At 61.9% G+C, this 17788-nt stretch carries 18 protein-coding genes; 8 read left to right on the top strand and 10 right to left on the bottom strand.

The annotated features are described in order from the left end of the window. Positions 1 to 3 precede the first annotated feature (3 nt). Together FBY10_RS14190 and FBY10_RS14185 are read right to left on the bottom strand one after the other, a co-directional pair. Positions 4 to 1002: a FecR family protein gene (locus FBY10_RS14190; protein ID WP_145336652.1), complete on the bottom strand. Its 999-nt coding sequence runs from the start codon at positions 1000 to 1002 to the stop codon at positions 4 to 6. 63 nt (positions 1003 to 1065) lie between these two features. After that, positions 1066 to 1587: an RNA polymerase sigma factor gene (locus FBY10_RS14185; RefSeq protein ID WP_131700139.1), complete on the bottom strand. Its 522-nt coding sequence runs from the start codon at positions 1585 to 1587 to the stop codon at positions 1066 to 1068. A 207-nt stretch (positions 1588 to 1794) separates the two neighbouring features. Here FBY10_RS14185 and aroQ point away from each other — a divergent pair, with 207 nt between their 5' ends. Further along, a complete protein-coding gene (gene aroQ, locus FBY10_RS14180; RefSeq protein WP_010206717.1) occupies positions 1795 to 2244 on the top strand; it encodes a type II 3-dehydroquinate dehydratase in 450 nt (149 codons plus the stop codon). Next, positions 2241 to 3089 carry a shikimate dehydrogenase gene (locus FBY10_RS14175; RefSeq protein ID WP_131700138.1) on the top strand — a complete coding sequence of 283 codons (849 nt, stop codon included), beginning with the start codon at positions 2241 to 2243 and terminating at the stop codon, positions 3087 to 3089. The genes aroQ and FBY10_RS14175 overlap by 4 nt, the downstream gene beginning before the upstream one ends. A 48-nt stretch (positions 3090 to 3137) precedes the next feature. On the opposite strand, the gene FBY10_RS14170 is transcribed toward FBY10_RS14175, so the two are convergent. Together FBY10_RS14170 and quiC are read right to left on the bottom strand one after the other, a co-directional pair. Beyond that, positions 3138 to 3803 carry a TetR/AcrR family transcriptional regulator gene (locus FBY10_RS14170; RefSeq protein WP_131700137.1) on the bottom strand — a complete coding sequence of 222 codons (666 nt, stop codon included), beginning with the start codon at positions 3801 to 3803 and terminating at the stop codon, positions 3138 to 3140. 80 nt (positions 3804 to 3883) lie between these two features. Continuing rightward, positions 3884 to 5785, bottom strand: coding sequence for a 3-dehydroshikimate dehydratase QuiC (gene quiC / locus FBY10_RS14165; protein WP_131700136.1), 1902 nt, complete (start codon positions 5783 to 5785; stop codon positions 3884 to 3886). 223 nt (positions 5786 to 6008) lie between these two features. Between quiC and FBY10_RS14160 the strand changes: the two genes are divergently transcribed. Beyond that, complete coding sequence (locus FBY10_RS14160) at positions 6009 to 7343, top strand: MFS transporter (RefSeq protein WP_131700135.1); 1335 nt, start codon at positions 6009 to 6011, stop codon at positions 7341 to 7343. Between the two features lies 1 nt (position 7344). Here FBY10_RS14160 and FBY10_RS14155 read toward each other — a convergent pair whose 3' ends face one another. Then, positions 7345 to 8223 carry a DMT family transporter gene (locus FBY10_RS14155; RefSeq protein WP_145336654.1) on the bottom strand — a complete coding sequence of 293 codons (879 nt, stop codon included), beginning with the start codon at positions 8221 to 8223 and terminating at the stop codon, positions 7345 to 7347. 199 nt (positions 8224 to 8422) lie between these two features. Between FBY10_RS14155 and FBY10_RS14150 the strand changes: the two genes are divergently transcribed. From FBY10_RS14150 to FBY10_RS14140, 3 genes are read left to right on the top strand one after another with little or no spacing between them, the layout of a single operon-like run. Beyond that, the gene (locus FBY10_RS14150) at positions 8423 to 8836 is read left to right on the top strand and encodes a membrane lipoprotein lipid attachment site-containing protein (RefSeq protein WP_145336657.1); all 414 of its coding nucleotides are present in this window, start codon (positions 8423 to 8425) and stop codon (positions 8834 to 8836) included. Between the two features lie 44 nt (positions 8837 to 8880). Beyond that, a complete protein-coding gene (locus tag FBY10_RS14145) occupies positions 8881 to 9768 on the top strand; it encodes a neutral zinc metallopeptidase (protein ID WP_131700133.1) in 888 nt (295 codons plus the stop codon). Beyond that, positions 9769 to 10746 (top strand): alpha/beta fold hydrolase, encoded by a 978-nt coding sequence (locus FBY10_RS14140; RefSeq protein WP_145336659.1) that lies wholly within the window; start codon positions 9769 to 9771, stop codon positions 10744 to 10746. A 43-nt stretch (positions 10747 to 10789) separates the two neighbouring features. On the opposite strand, the gene FBY10_RS14135 is transcribed toward FBY10_RS14140, so the two are convergent. From FBY10_RS14135 to FBY10_RS14125, 3 genes are read right to left on the bottom strand one after another with little or no spacing between them, the layout of a single operon-like run. Further along, positions 10790 to 11377 (bottom strand): HAD family hydrolase, encoded by a 588-nt coding sequence (locus FBY10_RS14135; RefSeq protein ID WP_145336661.1) that lies wholly within the window; start codon positions 11375 to 11377, stop codon positions 10790 to 10792. After that, entirely contained in the window at positions 11374 to 12243 is an 870-nt protein-coding gene (gene tesB / locus FBY10_RS14130; protein WP_027605282.1) for an acyl-CoA thioesterase II, read from the bottom strand. Before tesB ends, FBY10_RS14135 begins: the two co-directional genes overlap by 4 nt. Positions 12244 to 12284: 41 nt before the next feature. Beyond that, entirely contained in the window at positions 12285 to 12854 is a 570-nt protein-coding gene (locus FBY10_RS14125; protein WP_145336663.1) for a GNAT family N-acetyltransferase, read from the bottom strand. Between the two features lie 76 nt (positions 12855 to 12930). On the opposite strand from FBY10_RS14125, the gene FBY10_RS14120 reads away from it, so the two are divergent. Together FBY10_RS14120 and FBY10_RS14115 are read left to right on the top strand one after the other, a co-directional pair. Next, the gene (locus FBY10_RS14120) at positions 12931 to 13851 is read left to right on the top strand and encodes a histone deacetylase (protein WP_145336665.1); all 921 of its coding nucleotides are present in this window, start codon (positions 12931 to 12933) and stop codon (positions 13849 to 13851) included. Positions 13852 to 14023: 172 nt separating this feature from the next. After that, positions 14024 to 15250 carry a TIGR03862 family flavoprotein gene (locus tag FBY10_RS14115; protein WP_145336667.1) on the top strand — a complete coding sequence of 409 codons (1227 nt, stop codon included), beginning with the start codon at positions 14024 to 14026 and terminating at the stop codon, positions 15248 to 15250. A gap of 154 nt (positions 15251 to 15404) precedes the next feature. On the opposite strand, the gene FBY10_RS14110 is transcribed toward FBY10_RS14115, so the two are convergent. Together FBY10_RS14110 and yedA are read right to left on the bottom strand one after the other, a co-directional pair. Next, the gene (locus FBY10_RS14110; RefSeq protein ID WP_065924995.1) at positions 15405 to 16742 is read right to left on the bottom strand and encodes a DEAD/DEAH box helicase; all 1338 of its coding nucleotides are present in this window, start codon (positions 16740 to 16742) and stop codon (positions 15405 to 15407) included. A 48-nt stretch (positions 16743 to 16790) separates the two neighbouring features. Next, positions 16791 to 17687, bottom strand: coding sequence for a drug/metabolite exporter YedA (gene yedA / locus FBY10_RS14105; protein WP_145336669.1), 897 nt, complete (start codon positions 17685 to 17687; stop codon positions 16791 to 16793). Positions 17688 to 17788 lie beyond the last annotated feature (101 nt).

Here is a 17788-nt window from a genome sequence, read left to right as displayed (position 1 = left end):
TCATCAATAGATCAGGCTGAGGCCTGCCAGGTCCAAGCGTTGCACTTGAAGTTCCTGGGTGAGGGTGCCGAGGGCGCTGTCGAGCATGTCGAGACGGAAGACACCGCTGACTTCGCGCTCGCCCAGGTCGGCATGGGTCAACACCACCCGCCCCGGACGGTAGCGATTGAGCTGCTCAATGACCTTGGCCAGGGGCTGGCGATCAAAGATCAGCACGCCACGTCGCCAGCTGGTGGCACGGTCTACATCGAACTGATCCAGGGGCACCACACCCTCCTGGGCGTTGTAGCGTGCAGCCTGGCCCTCCTGGAGCACCCGATCGCTCGGGCCTTTTTTCGGTGAGGCGTGCAAAGAAACTTCAACGCTGTGCTGCAACACGCCCACCCATGCCCGGCGTTCGGCCTCGCGCGCCACCACAAACCGCGTGCCCAACGCCCGCGTCTGCCCGCCGGCGCTCTGCACCACGAACGGACGGGTCTCCTGACCCACCATCGGCGCCACATCAAAAATCGCCGAGCCCTGGATCAGGCTGATACGCCGCTGCACGCCGTCGTAATCCAGGCGGATGGCACTGGCGGAATCCAGCTCCACCGTGCTGCCATCGGCCAAGTGCACGGTGCGCACCTCGCCTTTTTGGGTGACATAGTCGGCCTGCATGTGCAGCCAGGCGTCCGGCCCACGCAGCCAGCCGACGCCGGCCACCACCACGACCAACGCGACCGCCGCCGCACGTTGCCAGGGCCTGCGCCGCGGGGAGCGGCGCACGGGCAGCGCTGCAGTCGCGGGGCGCTGGCGGTGAACGCTCTCGTCCTTATGCACCTCGCCCAACGCCGCCCAGGTCTGTTCGGCAAAGCGCAGCGCCGCTTCGTGGCGGCTGTCGCAGGCGATCCACTGGCACAGCTCGGCCTGCTCCTGGTCGGTCAGGGCACCGGCGTGCAGGCGCACCGCCCACTCGGCGGCCTCCTCGGTAATGCTGTGCTGTTGCTGACCCTGGCTATTCACGTGTGAATCTCGAATTTTTCGTTATATGACGCTGTGACGTCTGACCTGAGGTTTTTCCGTAATTCATTCGTCGGATGGCCCCACCTCGCCATCCTGCAAGCGCTGCATCACATACGCCAGCGCCTTGGCCAGGTGCTTTTGCACGGAACTGTCGGAAATGTCCAAATGCCGGGCAACCTGGGCGTGGGTCATGCCCTCTATACGGTTCAGACGGAAGATCTGCTGGGTGCGTTCCGGCAGCTCCGCCAACGCCTGCTTCAATGCCTGTCGCTGTTGCTGCGCCATTGCCTGAGCCTCCAACCCGGCCACTTCATCTTCAATCTCGGCCAGCGCCTCATGGGGCACGGAATCGGTCTTGCGCCGCGCTTCCTGGCGAATATGGTCGATCAGCAGATTGCTCGCCGTTCGATAGAGATAGCCCTGGGAGTTGTCGATACGCTCGCCGGCCGGTTTTTCCGCCAGGCGCAGGAAGCTCTCCTGTACCAGGTCGGCGGCCAACTGCGGGTCCCGTACCTTGCGCGCCAGATACCCACGCAGGGTATCGGCATGCTTCAGAAACAGGCCTTTGAGATCCACGTCCGACAAACCGACTCCCTGGAATGTAAAGGAAACAGGCGGGCATCTTAAGCGTTGTCGAGAATGATTTTCAATTGATATCTAATCCGATTCGAGCGCAGGGCACGCCTGATTAACAGTTCGGTAATCGAACATATCCGCCGCCATCAATTGACCAAATTAACCAACCAGTACATTTTATCCCCACAACGAACAAGAACTGTGGAGATCCCCTGTATGCCGCCCATCGTGCTGGTGCTCAACGGCCCCAACCTCAACCTGCTCGGCACCCGCGAACCCGCGACCTACGGCCATGAAACCCTGGCCGACGTCGCCGCCCTGTGCGGCCGCAGCGCCGAACAACTGGGGCTTAAAATCGAATTCCGCCAGACCAACCACGAAGGCGAGCTGCTGGACTGGATCCACGGCGCCCGCGCTCGCTGCGCCGGTATCGTGATTAACCCGGCCGCCTGGACGCACACCTCGGTGGCGATTCGCGACGCCTTGGTAGCCAGTGAAGTGCCGGTGATCGAGGTGCACTTATCCAATGTGCATGCGCGCGAGGCGTTTCGGCATCACTCGTTTGTGTCGCCCATCGCCAAGGCCGTGCTCGCGGGTTTTGGCAGCCATGGCTACCACCTGGCCCTGGAACATTTCAGCCAGTTGTTGAAGGGGTCGGCCCGATGAAACCGCGCATCCTCGCCGGGCTGATCGGCGCCGGCATCCAGGCTTCCCGCACCCCTGCCCTGCATGAGCAGGAAGGAGACGCCCAAGGCTTGCGTTACCTGTATCGCCTCATTGACCTTGAGCCCCTGCACCTGGACATCAACGCCCTGCCCGACCTGCTGGACGCTGCCGAGTTGATGCACTTCACCGGATTGAACATTACCTACCCGTGCAAGCAGGCAATCCTGCCGCTGCTCGATGATTTGTCCGACGAGGCCCGAGGCATCGGAGCGGTCAACACCGTGGTCTTCAAGGACGGCAAGCGTATCGGCCATAACACCGACTGCCTGGGGTTTGCCGAGGGTTTTCGCCGCAACCTCAGCGATGTGCCGCGCCAACGCGTGGTGCAGATGGGCGCGGGTGGCGCCGGTGCCGCAGTGGCGCATGCGCTATTGGCCGAAGGTGTCGAACACTTGAGTATTTTCGACGTGGACGCCAGCCGCGCCCGCGACCTTGTGGATAACCTCGCCCAGCGTTTCGGCGCCGGCCGCGCCCAGGTCGGCACCCACCTTGAAAACGCCATGGCCGAGGCCGATGGCCTGGTCAACACCACGCCGATGGGCATGGCCAAACTGCCCGGCACACCGGTGCCAGCGGCCCTGCTGAGAGCCGAACTGTGGGTGGCTGAAATTGTGTATTTCCCACTGGAAACCGAACTGCTGCGCGATGCCCGCGCCTTGGGCTGCCGCACCCTGGATGGCGGCAACATGGCGGTGTTCCAGGCGGTGAAGGCGTTTGAGTTGTTCAGTGGTGAAGTGCCGGATGCGCAGCGAATGCTCGCGCACTTCAAGAGCATGAATACCTGAAATGTGCGAGGGGGCTTGTCCCCTCCTACATTGGGTTAGGCGGTGTATTCAGGCCTGCAGGTAGCGCAACACCGATTCGCAAATCATCTCGCGATGCCGCTGTTTAACCGTCTCATCCGACAGGTCGATCTGAAAGATCTCACTGAACGTATGGCGGTTGGACACCCGGTAAAAGCTGAATGAGTTGATCAGCAAGTGTACGTCCAACGGCTCCAGCCCTTCGCGGAACAGCCCCATCTCGGCGCCCCGGCGCAACGTCACTCCCAGCCCCTCGAGGATTTTGCTGTTCATCGCCTTGATCGTTTCGGTGCGTTTCACGTACTCGGCATTGTGGATATTTTCGATGCTGACAATACGCACGAAATCAACGTTCTGATCATGGTGGTCGAAGGTGAACTCCACCAGCCGCCGGATCGCCTCACGCGGTTCCAGGGCAGTGAGGTTCATGCGCGTTTCGGTGTTGCGAATATCGCCGTAGAGCTTCTCCAGCACCTCGACGTACAACTGCTCCTTGCTGCCGAAGTAGTAATAGATCATGCGTTTGGAGGTGTGGATGCGCTCGGCGATGGCATCCACGCGAGCGCCGGACAGGCCCTGCTGAACAAACTCGACGATGGCTTCCTGGAGAATGTTCTCCCGGGTCTTTTCCGGGTTGTTCTTACGACTCTTGCGCGGTGCGTCTGACACCGCGGGGAGTTCGGGACTTGAGGTCATGGTGCGCTCACGGCCATTTTTATTGTGCAGGCCGCGATTATGGGCCGAGGCGTCCTACGAAGGAAGCACTTGGCCCACCGTTATAAACGCGCCTGGCGCACTGCGCCGCTACGGGATTTGGCCATCGCCGCCAGGCGCACCGCCACGTTGGCCGCGCCGTAGCCGGCGTAGCCGTTTTTGCGTTGGATGATCTCGAAGAAAAACCGTCCTTCGAAGGGCTCGGTGTACACATGAAACAACTCACCGCCCTGGGCGTCACGGTCGTACAACACGTTGTAGTACGCCAGTTCGCTGAGGAACTCATCATCAAAATCAAAGCGTGCTGCCAGGTCATCGTAGTAGTTGAGCGGGATATCCAGCAGCGGCACCCCGGCCTCCTTGGCGCGACGTACTTCGGCGAAAATATCCGCGCAGTCAAAGGCAATGTGATGCACACCTGAGCCGCGATAACTCGACAGCGCGTGGGAAATCGCGGTGTTGCGGTTCTCGGAAATATTCAGCGGCAAGCGAATCGAGCTGCAACGGCTGCGCAGCGCACGGCTTTTCACCAGGCCGTAGGGGTCGGGCAGCACCACTTCGTCATCGGCTTCGAAATCCAGCAGGCTCTTGTAGAACAGCACCCAACTGTCGAGGCTGTCGGCCGGCAAGGCCATGGCCATATGGTCGATGCGCAGCAAACCACCGCCCGCAGCATTGGCCGGCTGCAGATTGAAATCGGTGTCGTAGATCCCCCCCTCACCCTGATCCACCAAGTAAATCAGGCTGCCGTCCGGCGCACGTACTGCCGCCAGCTCCAGCTCGTTGGGCCCGACCAGGCCGCGATAGGGCTGGCCCTTGTAAGCCACCGCCCGTTCCAGCGCCTTGGCGCTGTCCTTGACTCGAATCGCCGTGGCGCACAACGACGGCCCATGGGCCTCGAAAAAGTTATGCGCGAAGGAATAGGGTTCGCAGTTGAGGATCAGGTTGATATCCCCCTGGCGCAGCAGGCTCACGCTCTTGGAGCGGTGCTGGCCGGCCTTGACGAAACCCAGGCGTTCCAGCCAATGGGTAAGCTTGGCGCCGAGGTTTTCATCCACGGCGAACTCGAGGAACTCGATACCGTCGTACTCGCTGGCCGCTGGGGTATCAAACAGAATCTCGACAGGTTGCGCGGGCGCCTCCTGTTGCAAGCGCTCGCGGGTTTTCTCTTCCAGGTACAGCAAGGAACGCAGGCCATCTGCCGCATTCGCGCGGGTCGGCGCGGCGCGGAAGCCATCGTTGAAAATTTCCAGGGACAACGGCCCGGTGTAGCCGCTCTTGATGATCGGCGCGAGGAACCCCGCCAGGTCGAATTCGCCTTGGCCGGGGAAGCAGCGAAAATGCCGGCTCCACTCCAGCACATCCATGGCCAGGATCGGCGCGTCGGCCATTTGCACAAAGAAGATCTTGTCGCCGGGGATCTGCGCGATGGCACTCGGGTCGCCCTTGAGCGACAGCGTGTGGAAGCTGTCGAGCAACACCCCAAGGCTCGGGTGATCGACCTGGCGCACCAGGTTCCACACCTGCTGCCAGGTGTTCACATGCTTGCCCCAGGCCAACGCTTCATAGCCAATGCGCAGGCCGCGACGGCCCGCGTGTTCGGCCAACAGGCTGAGGTCGTCCAGCAGGATGCGTTCATCCCCGACGCAATCGGCCGAGGCGTTACTGCACACCAGCACCAGGTCGGTGCCCAGTTCCTGCATCAGGTCGAACTTGCGCTCGGCGCGCTCCAGGTTGCGCGCAAGACGATCGCGGCGGCAGCCTTCAAAGTCGCGAAAGGGTTGGAACAAGGTGATGGCGATGCCCAGGTCAGCACACATCTGCCTGACTTCCCGGGGGCTGCCGTCGTAATACAACAAGTCGTTTTCGAAGATCTCGACCCCATCGAACCCGGCGGCGGCAATGGCTTCGAGCTTTTCCGGCAGGGTACCGCTCAAGGACACGGTGGCGATGGAACGTTGCATGGGCGACTCCCGGCAATTGTTGTTTGTGGCAAATTATTCGCCCCCAGACTACCCGCAGCAATTAAAATGTACGAACCGGTTAGTTTTTGGTGCGATTATCGAACACTAAGCCTCTTTGGCGAATTGACGATTTTTTAGCCACTGCGCACCATCAATCACGCAGCGACACCCAAAAGAAGACCCACAACACCTCATAAAAATTTCAAAAAACGGGTACAACCACATGCCTTCGCAAAACTCCGCCCTGGCCGCGCGCCCGGGCACCCCGCACGCCGGCATCGGCGACAAGATCCGCGGCGCCCTTGCCGTGGGTAAAACCCGCTGGGGCATGCTGGCCCTGGTGTTCTTTGCCACCACCCTCAACTACATCGACCGCGCCGCACTGGGCGTGATGCAACCGATCCTGGCCAAGGAAATGAGCTGGACGGCGATGGACTACGCCAACATCAACTTCTGGTTCCAGGTCGGCTACGCCATCGGCTTTGTGCTGCAAGGTCGGCTGATCGACCGCGTGGGCGTCAAGCGCGTGTTTTTCTGCGCGGTACTGCTGTGGAGCCTGGCCACCGGTGCCCATGGCCTGGCCACTTCGGCCGTCGGCTTTATGGTCTGCCGCTTTATCCTCGGGCTGACCGAAGCCGCCAACTACCCGGCCTGCGTGAAGACCACGCGCCTGTGGTTCCCCGCTGGCGAGCGTGCGGTGGCCACCGGTATCTTCAACGCCGGTACCAACGTCGGCGCAATGATGACGCCGATGCTGCTGCCGCTGATCCTGCATGTGTGGGGCTGGCAGGCTGCGTTCCTGTGCATGGCGTCGCTGGGCGCGATCTGGCTGGTGTTCTGGGGTTTGAAGTACTACAACCCGGAAGACCACCCGAGCGTCAAACAATCCGAACTGGACTACGTGCAACGGGAAGTCGAACCGGAACAACCTGGCGTACCGTTCAGCCGCATCCTGCGCATGCGCGGCACCTGGGCCTTTGCCATCGCCTATGCACTCACCGCACCAGTGTTCTGGTTCTACCTGTATTGGCTGCCGCCGTTCCTGAACCAGCAGTACAACCTGGGCATCAACGTGACGCAGATGGGTATCCCGCTGATCATCATCTATCTGACCGCCGACTTCGGCAGTGTGGGTGGGGGAATTCTGTCGTCGTTCCTGATCGGCCGTGGGATGAACTCGATCAAGGCGCGGTTGCTGTCGATGCTGCTGTTTGCCTGCTGCATCGTCGGCGTGATCATGGCGGCCGGCTCCAGCCAGCTGTGGGTCGCGGTATTTGCCATCTCCCTGGCCATCGGCGCGCACCAGGCCTGGACCGCCAACATCTGGAGCCTGGTGATGGACTACACGCCCAAGCACATGATGAGCACGGTGTTCGGTTTCGGCGGCATGTGCGCAGCCATCGGCGGCATGTTCATGACCCAGATCGTCGGCCATATCCTCACCGTCACCAACAACAACTACACCGTGTTGTTCACCCTGATCCCGGCGATGTACTTCATTGCGCTGACCTGGATGTACTTCATGGCGCCGCGCAAGATTCCTACCGTCGACGCCTGATTTACCGACGCCGCTGCTGCCAGGCAGCGGCCAACCCGCTCATGCAGATCACCCCGATGCCGACCACCGTGGTCACATCGGGGGTATGGCTGAACACCAGCCAGCCCAACAACCCCGCGAAGACGATCTGGCAATAGCCGAACGGCGCCAGCAAGGCCGGTGCCGCGAAGCGAAACGCCTGGGTCAGCATCAAGTGTGCGGTCATCCCACAGGTGCCCAGCGCCAGCATCAACACGCCATGCCACAGCGTGGGAACCTGCCAGAAGAACGGCACCATCGCACTCATCACCAAGGTATTGCACAGCCCGGCGAAGAAGTTGCTGGTGGTGGGCGTGTCGTATTGGCTGAGGATGCGCGTGAGCAGTTGGTAGAAGCAGAAGAACAGCGCCGAGCACAGCGGCAGTAACACCGCAGGCGTAAACAACTCACCGCCTGGGTGAATGATCACCAGCACGCCGACAAAGCCGCAGATCACCGCCAGCCATTGGCCGCGTGTCACGTGCTCGCCAAGCAGCGGCACCGACAGTGCTGTCACCAGGATCGGCGCAAGGAAGTTCACCGCCGTGGCTTCCGCCAACGGGATGTAATGCAACGCCGTGGTGAAAAAAAGGCTGGTGCCCAACAGGCATAAGGCCCGCACCACCTGCATTCCCGGGCGTTTACTGCGCAGCACGCGTAGCCCCGATTGCGGCAGGAAAATCCCGGCCATCAGCAAGGTGTGCACCACGTAGCGCACCCACACCACCATCACGATCGGGTAGAACCCGGCCAGGTATTTGGACAAGGCATCGTGGCTGGAGAACAGGAATGTCGCCAACACAATCAGCAAAATGCCTTTGAAGGGATGGTTGACGCCGGAAAGGGGGGTGCTGACAGTCATGGAATTCTCTTGCGTGGCGAGCGAAACGCTGAGCACTGAACGAAGCAGCGCTCAACCCGGTAATCTAGCAGCCGGGCTGGAGTCTGCCCCAAGAGCATAACCAAACACCGGGCGAACAGCGCACTAAATCACCGCATTCGAGTCCAACGCAGCACCTTAGCCCCCGCATTGCATACTTTTTAACCAAGGCCTCGCCGCTATGAAAAAAATCCTCTTTGTTCTTTCTGCCCTTGCCCTGCTGACCGCCTGCGACCAGGAGGCCAAGCAAGCGCCCAAACCCGCACCGCCTTCCGTGCAGGCCACCCTGGTACCCGAAACCCCGCCCACCGATAAATGGGTCGGCAAATGGATCGGTGTCGAAGGCCTGCACCTGACCATCGCCAAGGACGACAGCATCGGCCGTGGCCACTACGTCCTCACCATGCAATACGGCCTCGACGCCGACGACTCGGGCACGTTCAAGGGTGAAGCGGCCGAAGACGGCATAGCCTTCACCCGCCCGGACGGCCCGCAATTGCTCCGCGCCGGCGATGGCGAAGCGACCGGGCTGAAATGGCTGGCGGATAAAAAAGACTGCCTGATCGTCGCCACCGGCGAAGGCTATTGCCGTTAATACCGACCATACTCAATCACGGTTAGCACACAGAGGATTGCCCCATGCTATGGAAAAAAGGCCGACGCAGCGACAACGTGGTGGATGCCCGCGATGACAGTGGCGGCGGCGGTGGCGGGATGCGTTTTGGTGGCGGCAAGGGCCTGAGCCTGACCGCAATTGTGCTGATCGTCGGCATCGGCTGGCTGACCGGCCAGGACCCGTTGCAGATCCTCGGCCAGTTGACCGGCCAGATGGAGCAGGCGCCCTCGGTGAGCACGCAGTCGCGCCAGGCGCCGCCGGCCAACGATGAGCAAGCCGACTTCGTACGGGCGGTGCTGGGCGATACCGAAGACACCTGGGGCCAGGTGTTCCAGGAAAACGGCCTGGCCTACAAGAACCCCAAACTGATTCTGTTCCGTGGCCGGGTCAATTCCGCCTGTGGTGGCGCCACCTCGGCCAGCGGCCCGTTCTATTGCCCGGCGGATCAGCAGGTTTATCTGGACCTGGATTTCTTCCGGGAAATGTCGCAACGCTTCCAGGCGGCTGGCGATTTCGCCCAGGCCTACGTGATCGCCCACGAAGTCGGGCACCACGTCCAAACATTGCTGGGCATTTCGTCGAAGATCCAGGCCGCACGCCAGCAAGGCCGGCAGATGCAAGGCGACGGTGGCCTGCTGGTGCGCCAGGAGCTGCAAGCCGACTGCTTCGCCGGTGTGTGGGCCAACCGTGCGCAAAAGCGCCTGAACTGGCTGGAGCCTGGCGATATTGAAGAAGCGCTGAATGCGGCCAACGCCATCGGCGATGACCGCTTGCAGCAACAGGGCCAGGGGCGCGTGGTGCCGGACTCGTTTACCCACGGCACCTCGGCACAGCGGGTGCGCTGGTTCAAGACCGGCTTCGCCCAGGGCCAGATCACTCAATGCGACACGTTCGCTGCCAAGAGCCTATAAATGAATCAACGATTGGGACTGCTGTTGGGCCCGTTGCTCATCTCATCATCCGCCTGGGCCGCCGAGCATGGCGTCAAGGTGGTCAGTCCCGATCGTTTTCACCTCGACGCTGGTGACCTCAGCCTCGGCGTGAGCCAGGACTGGCGCCAGCCACTGCCCAACGTCACCCGCGCCTTGATCATCGTGCACGGGCGCCTGCGTAATGCGCAGACCTATCTGAAAAGCGGAATCGATGCCGCCGAACACGCCGGGGTTGCCGCCACCACCCTGGTGATCGCGCCGCAGTTTCTGAACGGGTCCGACATGCAGCGCAACCATCTGGACAGCCAAGTGCTGCGCTGGAAGGGCAATGACTGGATGGCCGGCGAAACCTCGACCGGCCCGGGCCAGATCAGCTCTTTCGGCGCCCTCGACCAGCTCATCAAGCACCTGGGCAACCGCACGCTGTTCCCGGAGCTCAAGGAAATCGTGGTCGCCGGTCACTCCGGCGGTGGCCAGGTGGTGCAGCGCTTCGCCCTCACCGGCCACGCCCACCCTACCCTGCAAACCGAGGGCATCCGCCTGCGTTATGTGGTGGCCAACCCCTCGTCCTATGCCTACTTCAGCCCACAGCGGCCGGTAAGGTTCGAGACCGCCAGCTGCCCAGGCTTCAACGACTGGAAGTACGGCATGCAGCACCTACCGGCCTACGCCAAGGGCCAAAACGCCGAGCAGCTGGAGCAAGCCTACGTATCACGCCCCATCACTTACCTGCTGGGCCAGCAGGACACCGACCCGAACCACCCGGCACTGGATAAAAGCTGCGAAGCCGAGACCCAGGGCGCGTATCGGCTGATTCGCGGGCACAACTACTTTGACTACCTCAAGCAGCGCCATCCGCAGTTGAGCCAGACGCTGGTGGAAGTGCCGGGGGTGGGGCATGACGGGGATGGGATGTTTACTTCGCCCGAAGGGCAGAAGGTACTGTTTAAGCAATAACTGACGAAACCGCCCCTCCCACATTTGATCTCTATTGCTTGGGTTAGATCATCCGGCGCAATGCAGCACAATCTGCAGCATGCCAATCCGCCAGCTCCGGCCACGGGTTCTCCGGCAAATTGACCAACACCGTCCTGGTCCCCGCCGCCCGGCCGCAGTCCAGGTCAAAACGGTAATCGCCGACCATCACCATCTCGCTCGGCGATACATCCCACGCCGCCGCCAATTTCAACAACCCACCCGGATCGGGCTTAGGCGGCGCATCGTCGCGACCCAGCACATCGTCCACGGCAAAGCAGTCCGCCAGGCCAATCGCCTCCAGGGTGATATGCGCCAACTCCCGCGCGTTGCGGGTCAGGATACCCAGGCGATAACCGCGCCCGGCCAGCTCGCGCACCAGCTCCACCGCACCGTCCGCCGCGACCGAACCCAGCGCCAGCTCGCGTTCATGTTCGAGCAACCAGGCATGCTTGGCCGCTGCGATGTCCGCCGGCAAGGCGGCGAGGTGGGTGAGGATGTCGTCCTCGGGGGGAATGTCCAGGGCCACGCGAATCGCCGCAAAGTCATGCACCGCTACCGTCAGGGTGCCGTCCATGTCGAACACCCAGTGCCTAACGTCCGTCAGGCTCATGCCCAATCCTTGCGATGGCGAATCAAGCCTTCCTGGGTCACCGACGCCACCAGTTGCCCGGCGCGGTTGTACACGCTACCGCGGGAGAACCCACGGGAATTGCCGGCCCATGGGCTGTCCATGGCATACAGCAACCAGTCATCGGCACGCAGGTCGGCGTGGAACCACAGCGCGTGGTCGAGGCTGGCGACCTGCATGTCTTTCTGCCACACGGTCTTGCCGTGGGGTAGCAACGAGGTGGTCAGCAGGCCGAAGTCGGAGGCGTAGGCCAGCAGGTATTTGTGCAGCGCCGGCGTATCCGCCAGGGCACCATCGGCCCGAAACCACACGTATTTGACCGGGTCGGACGGCTGCGGGTTGAACGGGTCTTTTTCGGTGACCGGGCGTACTTCGATCGGCTTGGGGCACAGCAGCTTGTCGCGCATATGCTCGGGGATCAGGTGCGCGCGCTGCTGGGTCAGTTCCAGCTCCGACGGCAGGTTTTCCGGGCCGACCACCACAGGCATGGTGGTCTGGTGCTCGAAGCCGGCCTCGTCGTACTGGAACGACGCGCTGCAGGTGAAAATCGGGTGGCCCTTCTGGATCGCCGTCACGCGGCGCGTGCTGAAACTGCCGCCATCGCGTACGCGGTCGACCGAATACACCACCGGCAACTTCGCATCGCCGGGGCGCAGGAAATAACCGTGCAGGGAATGCACGTGGCGCGCTTCTTCGACGGTCTGGCTCGCGGCCGACAGCGACTGGCCGAGCACCTGGCCACCGAACAGTTGGCGAAAACCCAGGTCCTGGCTGCGGCCGCGAAAGAGGTTTTCCTCGATCGGTTCCAGGGTCAGCAAGTCCACCAGATCTTCCAATACTTGGCTCATAGAGCAACTCCTACAACAATCGATAGGGCATTCCGGGCTGCTTATCCGTGCAGCGTGTCCAACCATTGGGCGCGGGTGATGCGGTACAAAACGTGGGGGCGCAGCGGGTCATCGGCTGCGACCTTGGGGTGTTCAAAATCTGCCTGGGGATCGTAATGCATACCGATGACCTGCATGACTTTTTGTGATGGCAGATTGGCTTGAGTGGTGAAGGCGACAATTTCGTCCAACTGCAAACGGTCGAAACCACAGCGCAGCGCGGTCCAGGCCGCCTCACTAGCATAACCCAGGCCCCAATGCTCACGGGCCAGGCGCCAGCCGATTTCCACCGCAGGGGTAAAGCCCGCTTCGAAGCTGACGTTCTGCAACCCGGTCAGGCCGATAAACTCACCGGTGTCCTTGCGTTGCAAGGCCCACAGGCCAAAGCCATATTCGGCGAAGTGGCCGCGAATCCGGCCGATCAAGGCAGCACTTTCCAGGTGGCTCAATTTGGCCGGGAAATAGCGCATCACCTGCGGGTCGGCGCACATGCGCGCAAATTCCGTCAGGTCGGCATCGCGCCACTGGCGCATAACCAGGCGCGCGCTTTCCAATTGCAATATCGCCTCCATGGGTCCCCTCCCCTTGCCATGTGCGTGAGTGTACAGCGCTGTTAAGATCCTTCGCAGATCCCCGTCAGAAAATCCCATGCCTTTGCCATTGATCTACCACGATGACTACAGCCCCGAGTTCCCGGCAGACCACCGGTTCCCCATGGACAAGTTCCGCCTGCTGCGTGACCACCTGGTAGCCAGCGGCCTGACCGAAGACAGCCAATTGCTGCGCCCGCCGTTGTGCCCGCCGGAGATTCTGGCCCTCGCCCATGAACCTGGGTATATCGAACGCTACATGAGCGGCGAGTTGTCCCGCGAAGACCAACGGCGCCTTGGCCTGCCCTGGAGCGAAGCCCTGGCCCGGCGTACCGTGCGTGCGGTCGGTGGCTCGATCCTGGCGGCGGAGCAAGCCCTGGAACACGGCCTGGCCTGCCACCTCGCGGGCGGCACCCACCACGCCCACTACGACTACCCAGCGGGCTTTTGCATCTTCAATGACCTGGCAGTGATCAGCCGTTACCTGCTGGATAGCGGCCGGGTCAACCGCGTGCTGATCTTCGACTGCGACGTGCACCAGGGCGATGGCACCGCGCGCATCCTCCACGACACGCCGGATGCAATCACCGTGTCCCTGCACTGCGAAAAGAACTTCCCCGCCCGCAAGGCCCAGAGCGATTGGGACATCCCGCTGCCCATGGGCATGGGCGATGCCGACTACCTCCAGGTGGTGGACGATGCCCTCAACTACCTGCTGCCGCTCTACCAGCCGGACCTGGTGCTGTACGACGCCGGCGTCGATGTACACAAGGATGACGCCCTCGGTTACCTCAAGCTGACAGACGCAGGCGTAGCCGCTCGCGATGAAAGCGTGATGCGCCATTGCCTGGGCCGCGACATTCCGGTGATGGGCGTGATTGGCGGCGGCTACAGCAAGGATCGCCCCGCCCTGGCACGCCGCCACGGCATCCTGCACCACAGCGCCCAGCGGGTGTGGACGTCATCAGGTTGTCATTGAAAGGTGGGCGTTACCCACAATGCCTGTGGAACGGCCTGTGGATAACTTGAGCGTAAGCGTCTGAGAGCCTGTATCCGTAACGCCTGTAGGAAGCTGTACGTTTTTTGATCAGGCAGCGCCGCGCTCCTCGGGTAGAATGCTCGGCTTATTTTCCGCGATCGTAGCCCTGCCCATGCCCGACATTTCCTCACGACACGTCACCATCATCGGCGGCGGCCCAGCCGGGCTGATGGCCGCCGAAGTCTTGAGCCTGGCCGGGGTGCAGGTTGACCTGTACGACGGCATGCCGTCGGTGGGGCGCAAATTCCTGCTGGCTGGCGTGGGCGGCATGAACATCACCCACTCCGAAGCGTACCCGGCGTTCCTGTCGCGCTACGCCGAGCGCGCACCGAACATCGCACCGTTGCTGCGGGGGTTTGGTGGCGAGGCGTTGTGCGAGTGGATTCATGGCCTGGGTATCCAGACCTTTATCGGCACCTCCGGCCGCGTGTTTCCTACGGATATGAAAGCAGCCCCGCTGCTGCGCGCCTGGCTCAAGCGCCTGCGCGATCAGGGTGTGGTTATCCACACCCGACACCGTTGGTTGGGGTGGAGCGCCGACGGTGATCTACTTATCCACAGCCCTGAAGGCGAGAAAACCGTCCACAGCGATGCGGTACTCCTGGCCCTCGGCGGTGGCAGTTGGTCGCGGCTGGGCTCCGACGGCGCGTGGCTCAAGCTGCTGGAGGATAAAGGCGTGCCTTACGTTGCATTGCAACCCAGCAACTGCGGCTTCGAGGTGTCGGCCTGGAGCGAATTGATGGTCAGCAAATTCGCTGGCGCGCCGCTGAAAAACGTCGCCATCGGCCTGGGGAATGACAAGCCGCGACTCGGCGAATGCGTGATCACCGCCACCGGTATCGAGGGCAGTTTGATCTACGCGCTGTCGGCGCCGATTCGTGAGGCCATCAATCGCGACGGTTCGGCCACGGTGCATATCGACTTGCTGCCCAGCAAACCGTTGGACAAGGTTCAGGTGGCGCTGGCCAAGCCGCGTGGCTCACGCTCGATGAGCAAACATTTGCACAGTCAATTGGGCCTCGATGGGGTCAAGGCGGCGCTGTTGCGCGAGTTGGCGCCCGCCGAACACTTCATCGATCCGGCGAAATTGGCAGTGGATATCAAGGCGCTTCCGTTGACGTTGGTGAAGACACGTCCGATGGATGAAGCCATCAGCACCGCAGGCGGCGTGCCGTTTGAAGCGTTGGATGAGCGCTTGATGCTCAAGCAATTGCCTGGGGTGTTTTGTGCGGGGGAGATGCTGGATTGGGAAGCGCCGACCGGCGGGTATTTGCTGACGGGGTGTTTTGCCAGTGGCAGAGCGGCTGGGCGGGGGATGTTGGAGTGGCTCAACCGCTGAGATCTGCGGTGAATTCAAAGCCGCCATCGGGGGCAAGTCGAATCGTCGCACCGCCCCTCCCACATTTTTGATCTGTGAATACATTCAAACTGTGGGAGGGGCGGTGCGACGATTCGACTTGCCCCCGATGAGGCCCTTAGCAGCACCTCAAAACTTACTTCTTCTTACGCGGCCCAGTATTAAAAACAGGCACCTTACGCACCGGCTTGATCGAAGGCTCCGACGGCGCCACTTCACCACTGTCCACCCACTTGCCGAGGTTGCGCTTACCACCGCCGCCACCTGACGCCTTAGGCTTCTTCGGTTTTTTCGGTTTCTTCACCACCTGACCGCTGGCATCGGTGTCCGGCACGCGGTGCTCCGGCTCGAAGTCCTGCTCCATCTTGCGGGTCAAGGTCTGGCGGGTCAGCATCTCGATGGCCGACAGCATGTTGACTTCATCGGCGCACACCAGGGAAATCGCCTCACCGGTGTTGCCCGCGCGACCGGTCCGGCCGATGCGGTGGATGTAGTCCTCGGCCACGATCGGCAGGTCGAAGTTGACCACCAGCGGCAGGTCTTCAATGTCCAGGCCGCGGGCAGCGACGTCGGTGGCCACCAGGATCTGCACTTCGCTCGATTTGAAACGATCCAGCGCACGCTGGCGCGTGGCTTGCGGTTTGTCGCCATGGATGCCATCGGCATTGATGCCCAGGCCCTGCAACTTATCCACCAGCGCATCCACGCCGTTACGGGTCTTGGCGAACACCAGCACCTGCTTCCAGCGGCCTTTGCGCATCAGGTGCACAAACAGCTCCGCCTTGCGCTTCTTGTCCACCGGCACCACCCATTGCTTGACGGTGTTGGCGGCGACGTTACGCGGGCTGACTTCGATGGTCAGCGGGTCGTTGAGCATCTGCCCGGCCAGCAGGCGAATGTCATCGGAGAAGGTCGCGGAGAACAGTAACGTCTGGCGCTTTTTCGGCAGCATGCGGTAGATGTTCGCCAGTTCCTCGGAGAAGCCCAGGTCGAGCATGCGGTCGGCTTCATCCAGCACCAGGGTTTGCAGCTGGTTGAGTTTCAGCGCGTTCTGGCGGAACAGGTCGATCAGGCGGCCCGGCGTGGCGACCAGAATGTCGACGCCCTTGCGCAGCTTCATCATCTGCGGGTTGATGCTCACGCCGCCGTACACCGCGTAGGTGGTGAGCGGCAGGTGTTGGGCGTATTCGGCAACGCTGGCGTGAACCTGCTCGGCCAGCTCCCGGGTCGGGCACAGGATCAGCGCGCGCGCCGAGTTGGCGGCGACTTTCGGCCCTTCCATGGTCAGCAGTTGCAACAATGGCACGGCAAAACCGGCGGTTTTACCGGTACCGGTCTGGGCCGCGGCCATCAGGTCGCGACCGGCCAGCACCGCCGGAATGGCTTGCGCCTGCACCGGCGTCGGGGTCTGGTAGCCAAGCGTCTCAAGGGCGCGCAGCAAGGGTTCGATCAGGCCAAGTGTGGCGAAAGTCATGTGTTTACCGTAGGAAAAATTCAGCGCAAGGGCGTAATGCGCGGCAGTTTACCTTATTTCCGGCTTGGGCTTTCGCCACTGGGGCAGACTGATCAACAGCACGGCGCTGATAATCACCAGCATGGCCAAACCCTCTTCCAGGCCGATGGATTCACCCACGAACACAATCCCCAGTAACACCGCCACCGCCGGGTTCACATAGGCATAGCTGGTCGCGGCCGCCGGGCGAACATGCTTGAGCAGGTACATATAGGCGTTGAAGGCGATGATCGAGCCGAACACCGTCAGGTAGGCCAACGCCAGCCAACCCTCCAGCGGCGGCATGGCCTGCAGGTGCTCACCGGACAGCGCGCTGCCGATCAGCAATGTCACGCCCGCCACCAGCATTTCCGCAGCGCTGGCCATCGCGCCCTGGGGCAGCGACAACTGCCGACTCCACACGGACCCGAATGCCCACGATGCCGCCGCGAACAACAACAAGGCGGCGCCCACCGGGCTCGATTGCAGGGTGCTGCCCATGTTGAGCATGGCGATGCCGACAATCCCCAGGATCACCCCGGCCCATTCCAGCCGCGTATTGCGCGCGCCCCAGAAATACCCGCACAGCAAGGTGAACAGCGGCACGGTCGCCACCGCCAGGGCAGCCACGCCGGACGACACGCCCGCATGTTCGGCCAACGTGACGCCGCCATTACCGAAGGTGAGCAGCAAAATGCCGATCATCCCGGCGGCCTTCCATTGTGACCACGTCGGCGCTGGCACCCCGCGCCATCTGAGGTAGCCATACATCAGCGCACCCGCCGTGCAGAATCGAATCCCCGCCAGCAACAGCGGCGGCCAGTAGTCCACGCCGATGCGAATCACCAGGTAGGTGGAGCCCCAGATGACATACAGAGCAAAAAAAGCGGCGATCAACGGTAAGGGAAAGCGACGTGTGCCAGGCATTGGGCGGCTCGAAGGCAGATATAAGAGGGGCTTATTCTAAAAAAGCAGGTTATTAAACATAAGTTACAAAACCTGTTTAAACCGCCCATACACTTTTCAAA

The sequence above is a fragment of the Pseudomonas sp. SJZ103 genome (genome assembly GCF_007828335.1).
GTDB lineage: Bacteria > Pseudomonadota > Gammaproteobacteria > Pseudomonadales > Pseudomonadaceae > Aquipseudomonas.
Note: the sequence above shows the minus strand (reverse complement) of the source record. Positions and strands in the feature narration are given on the sequence as shown.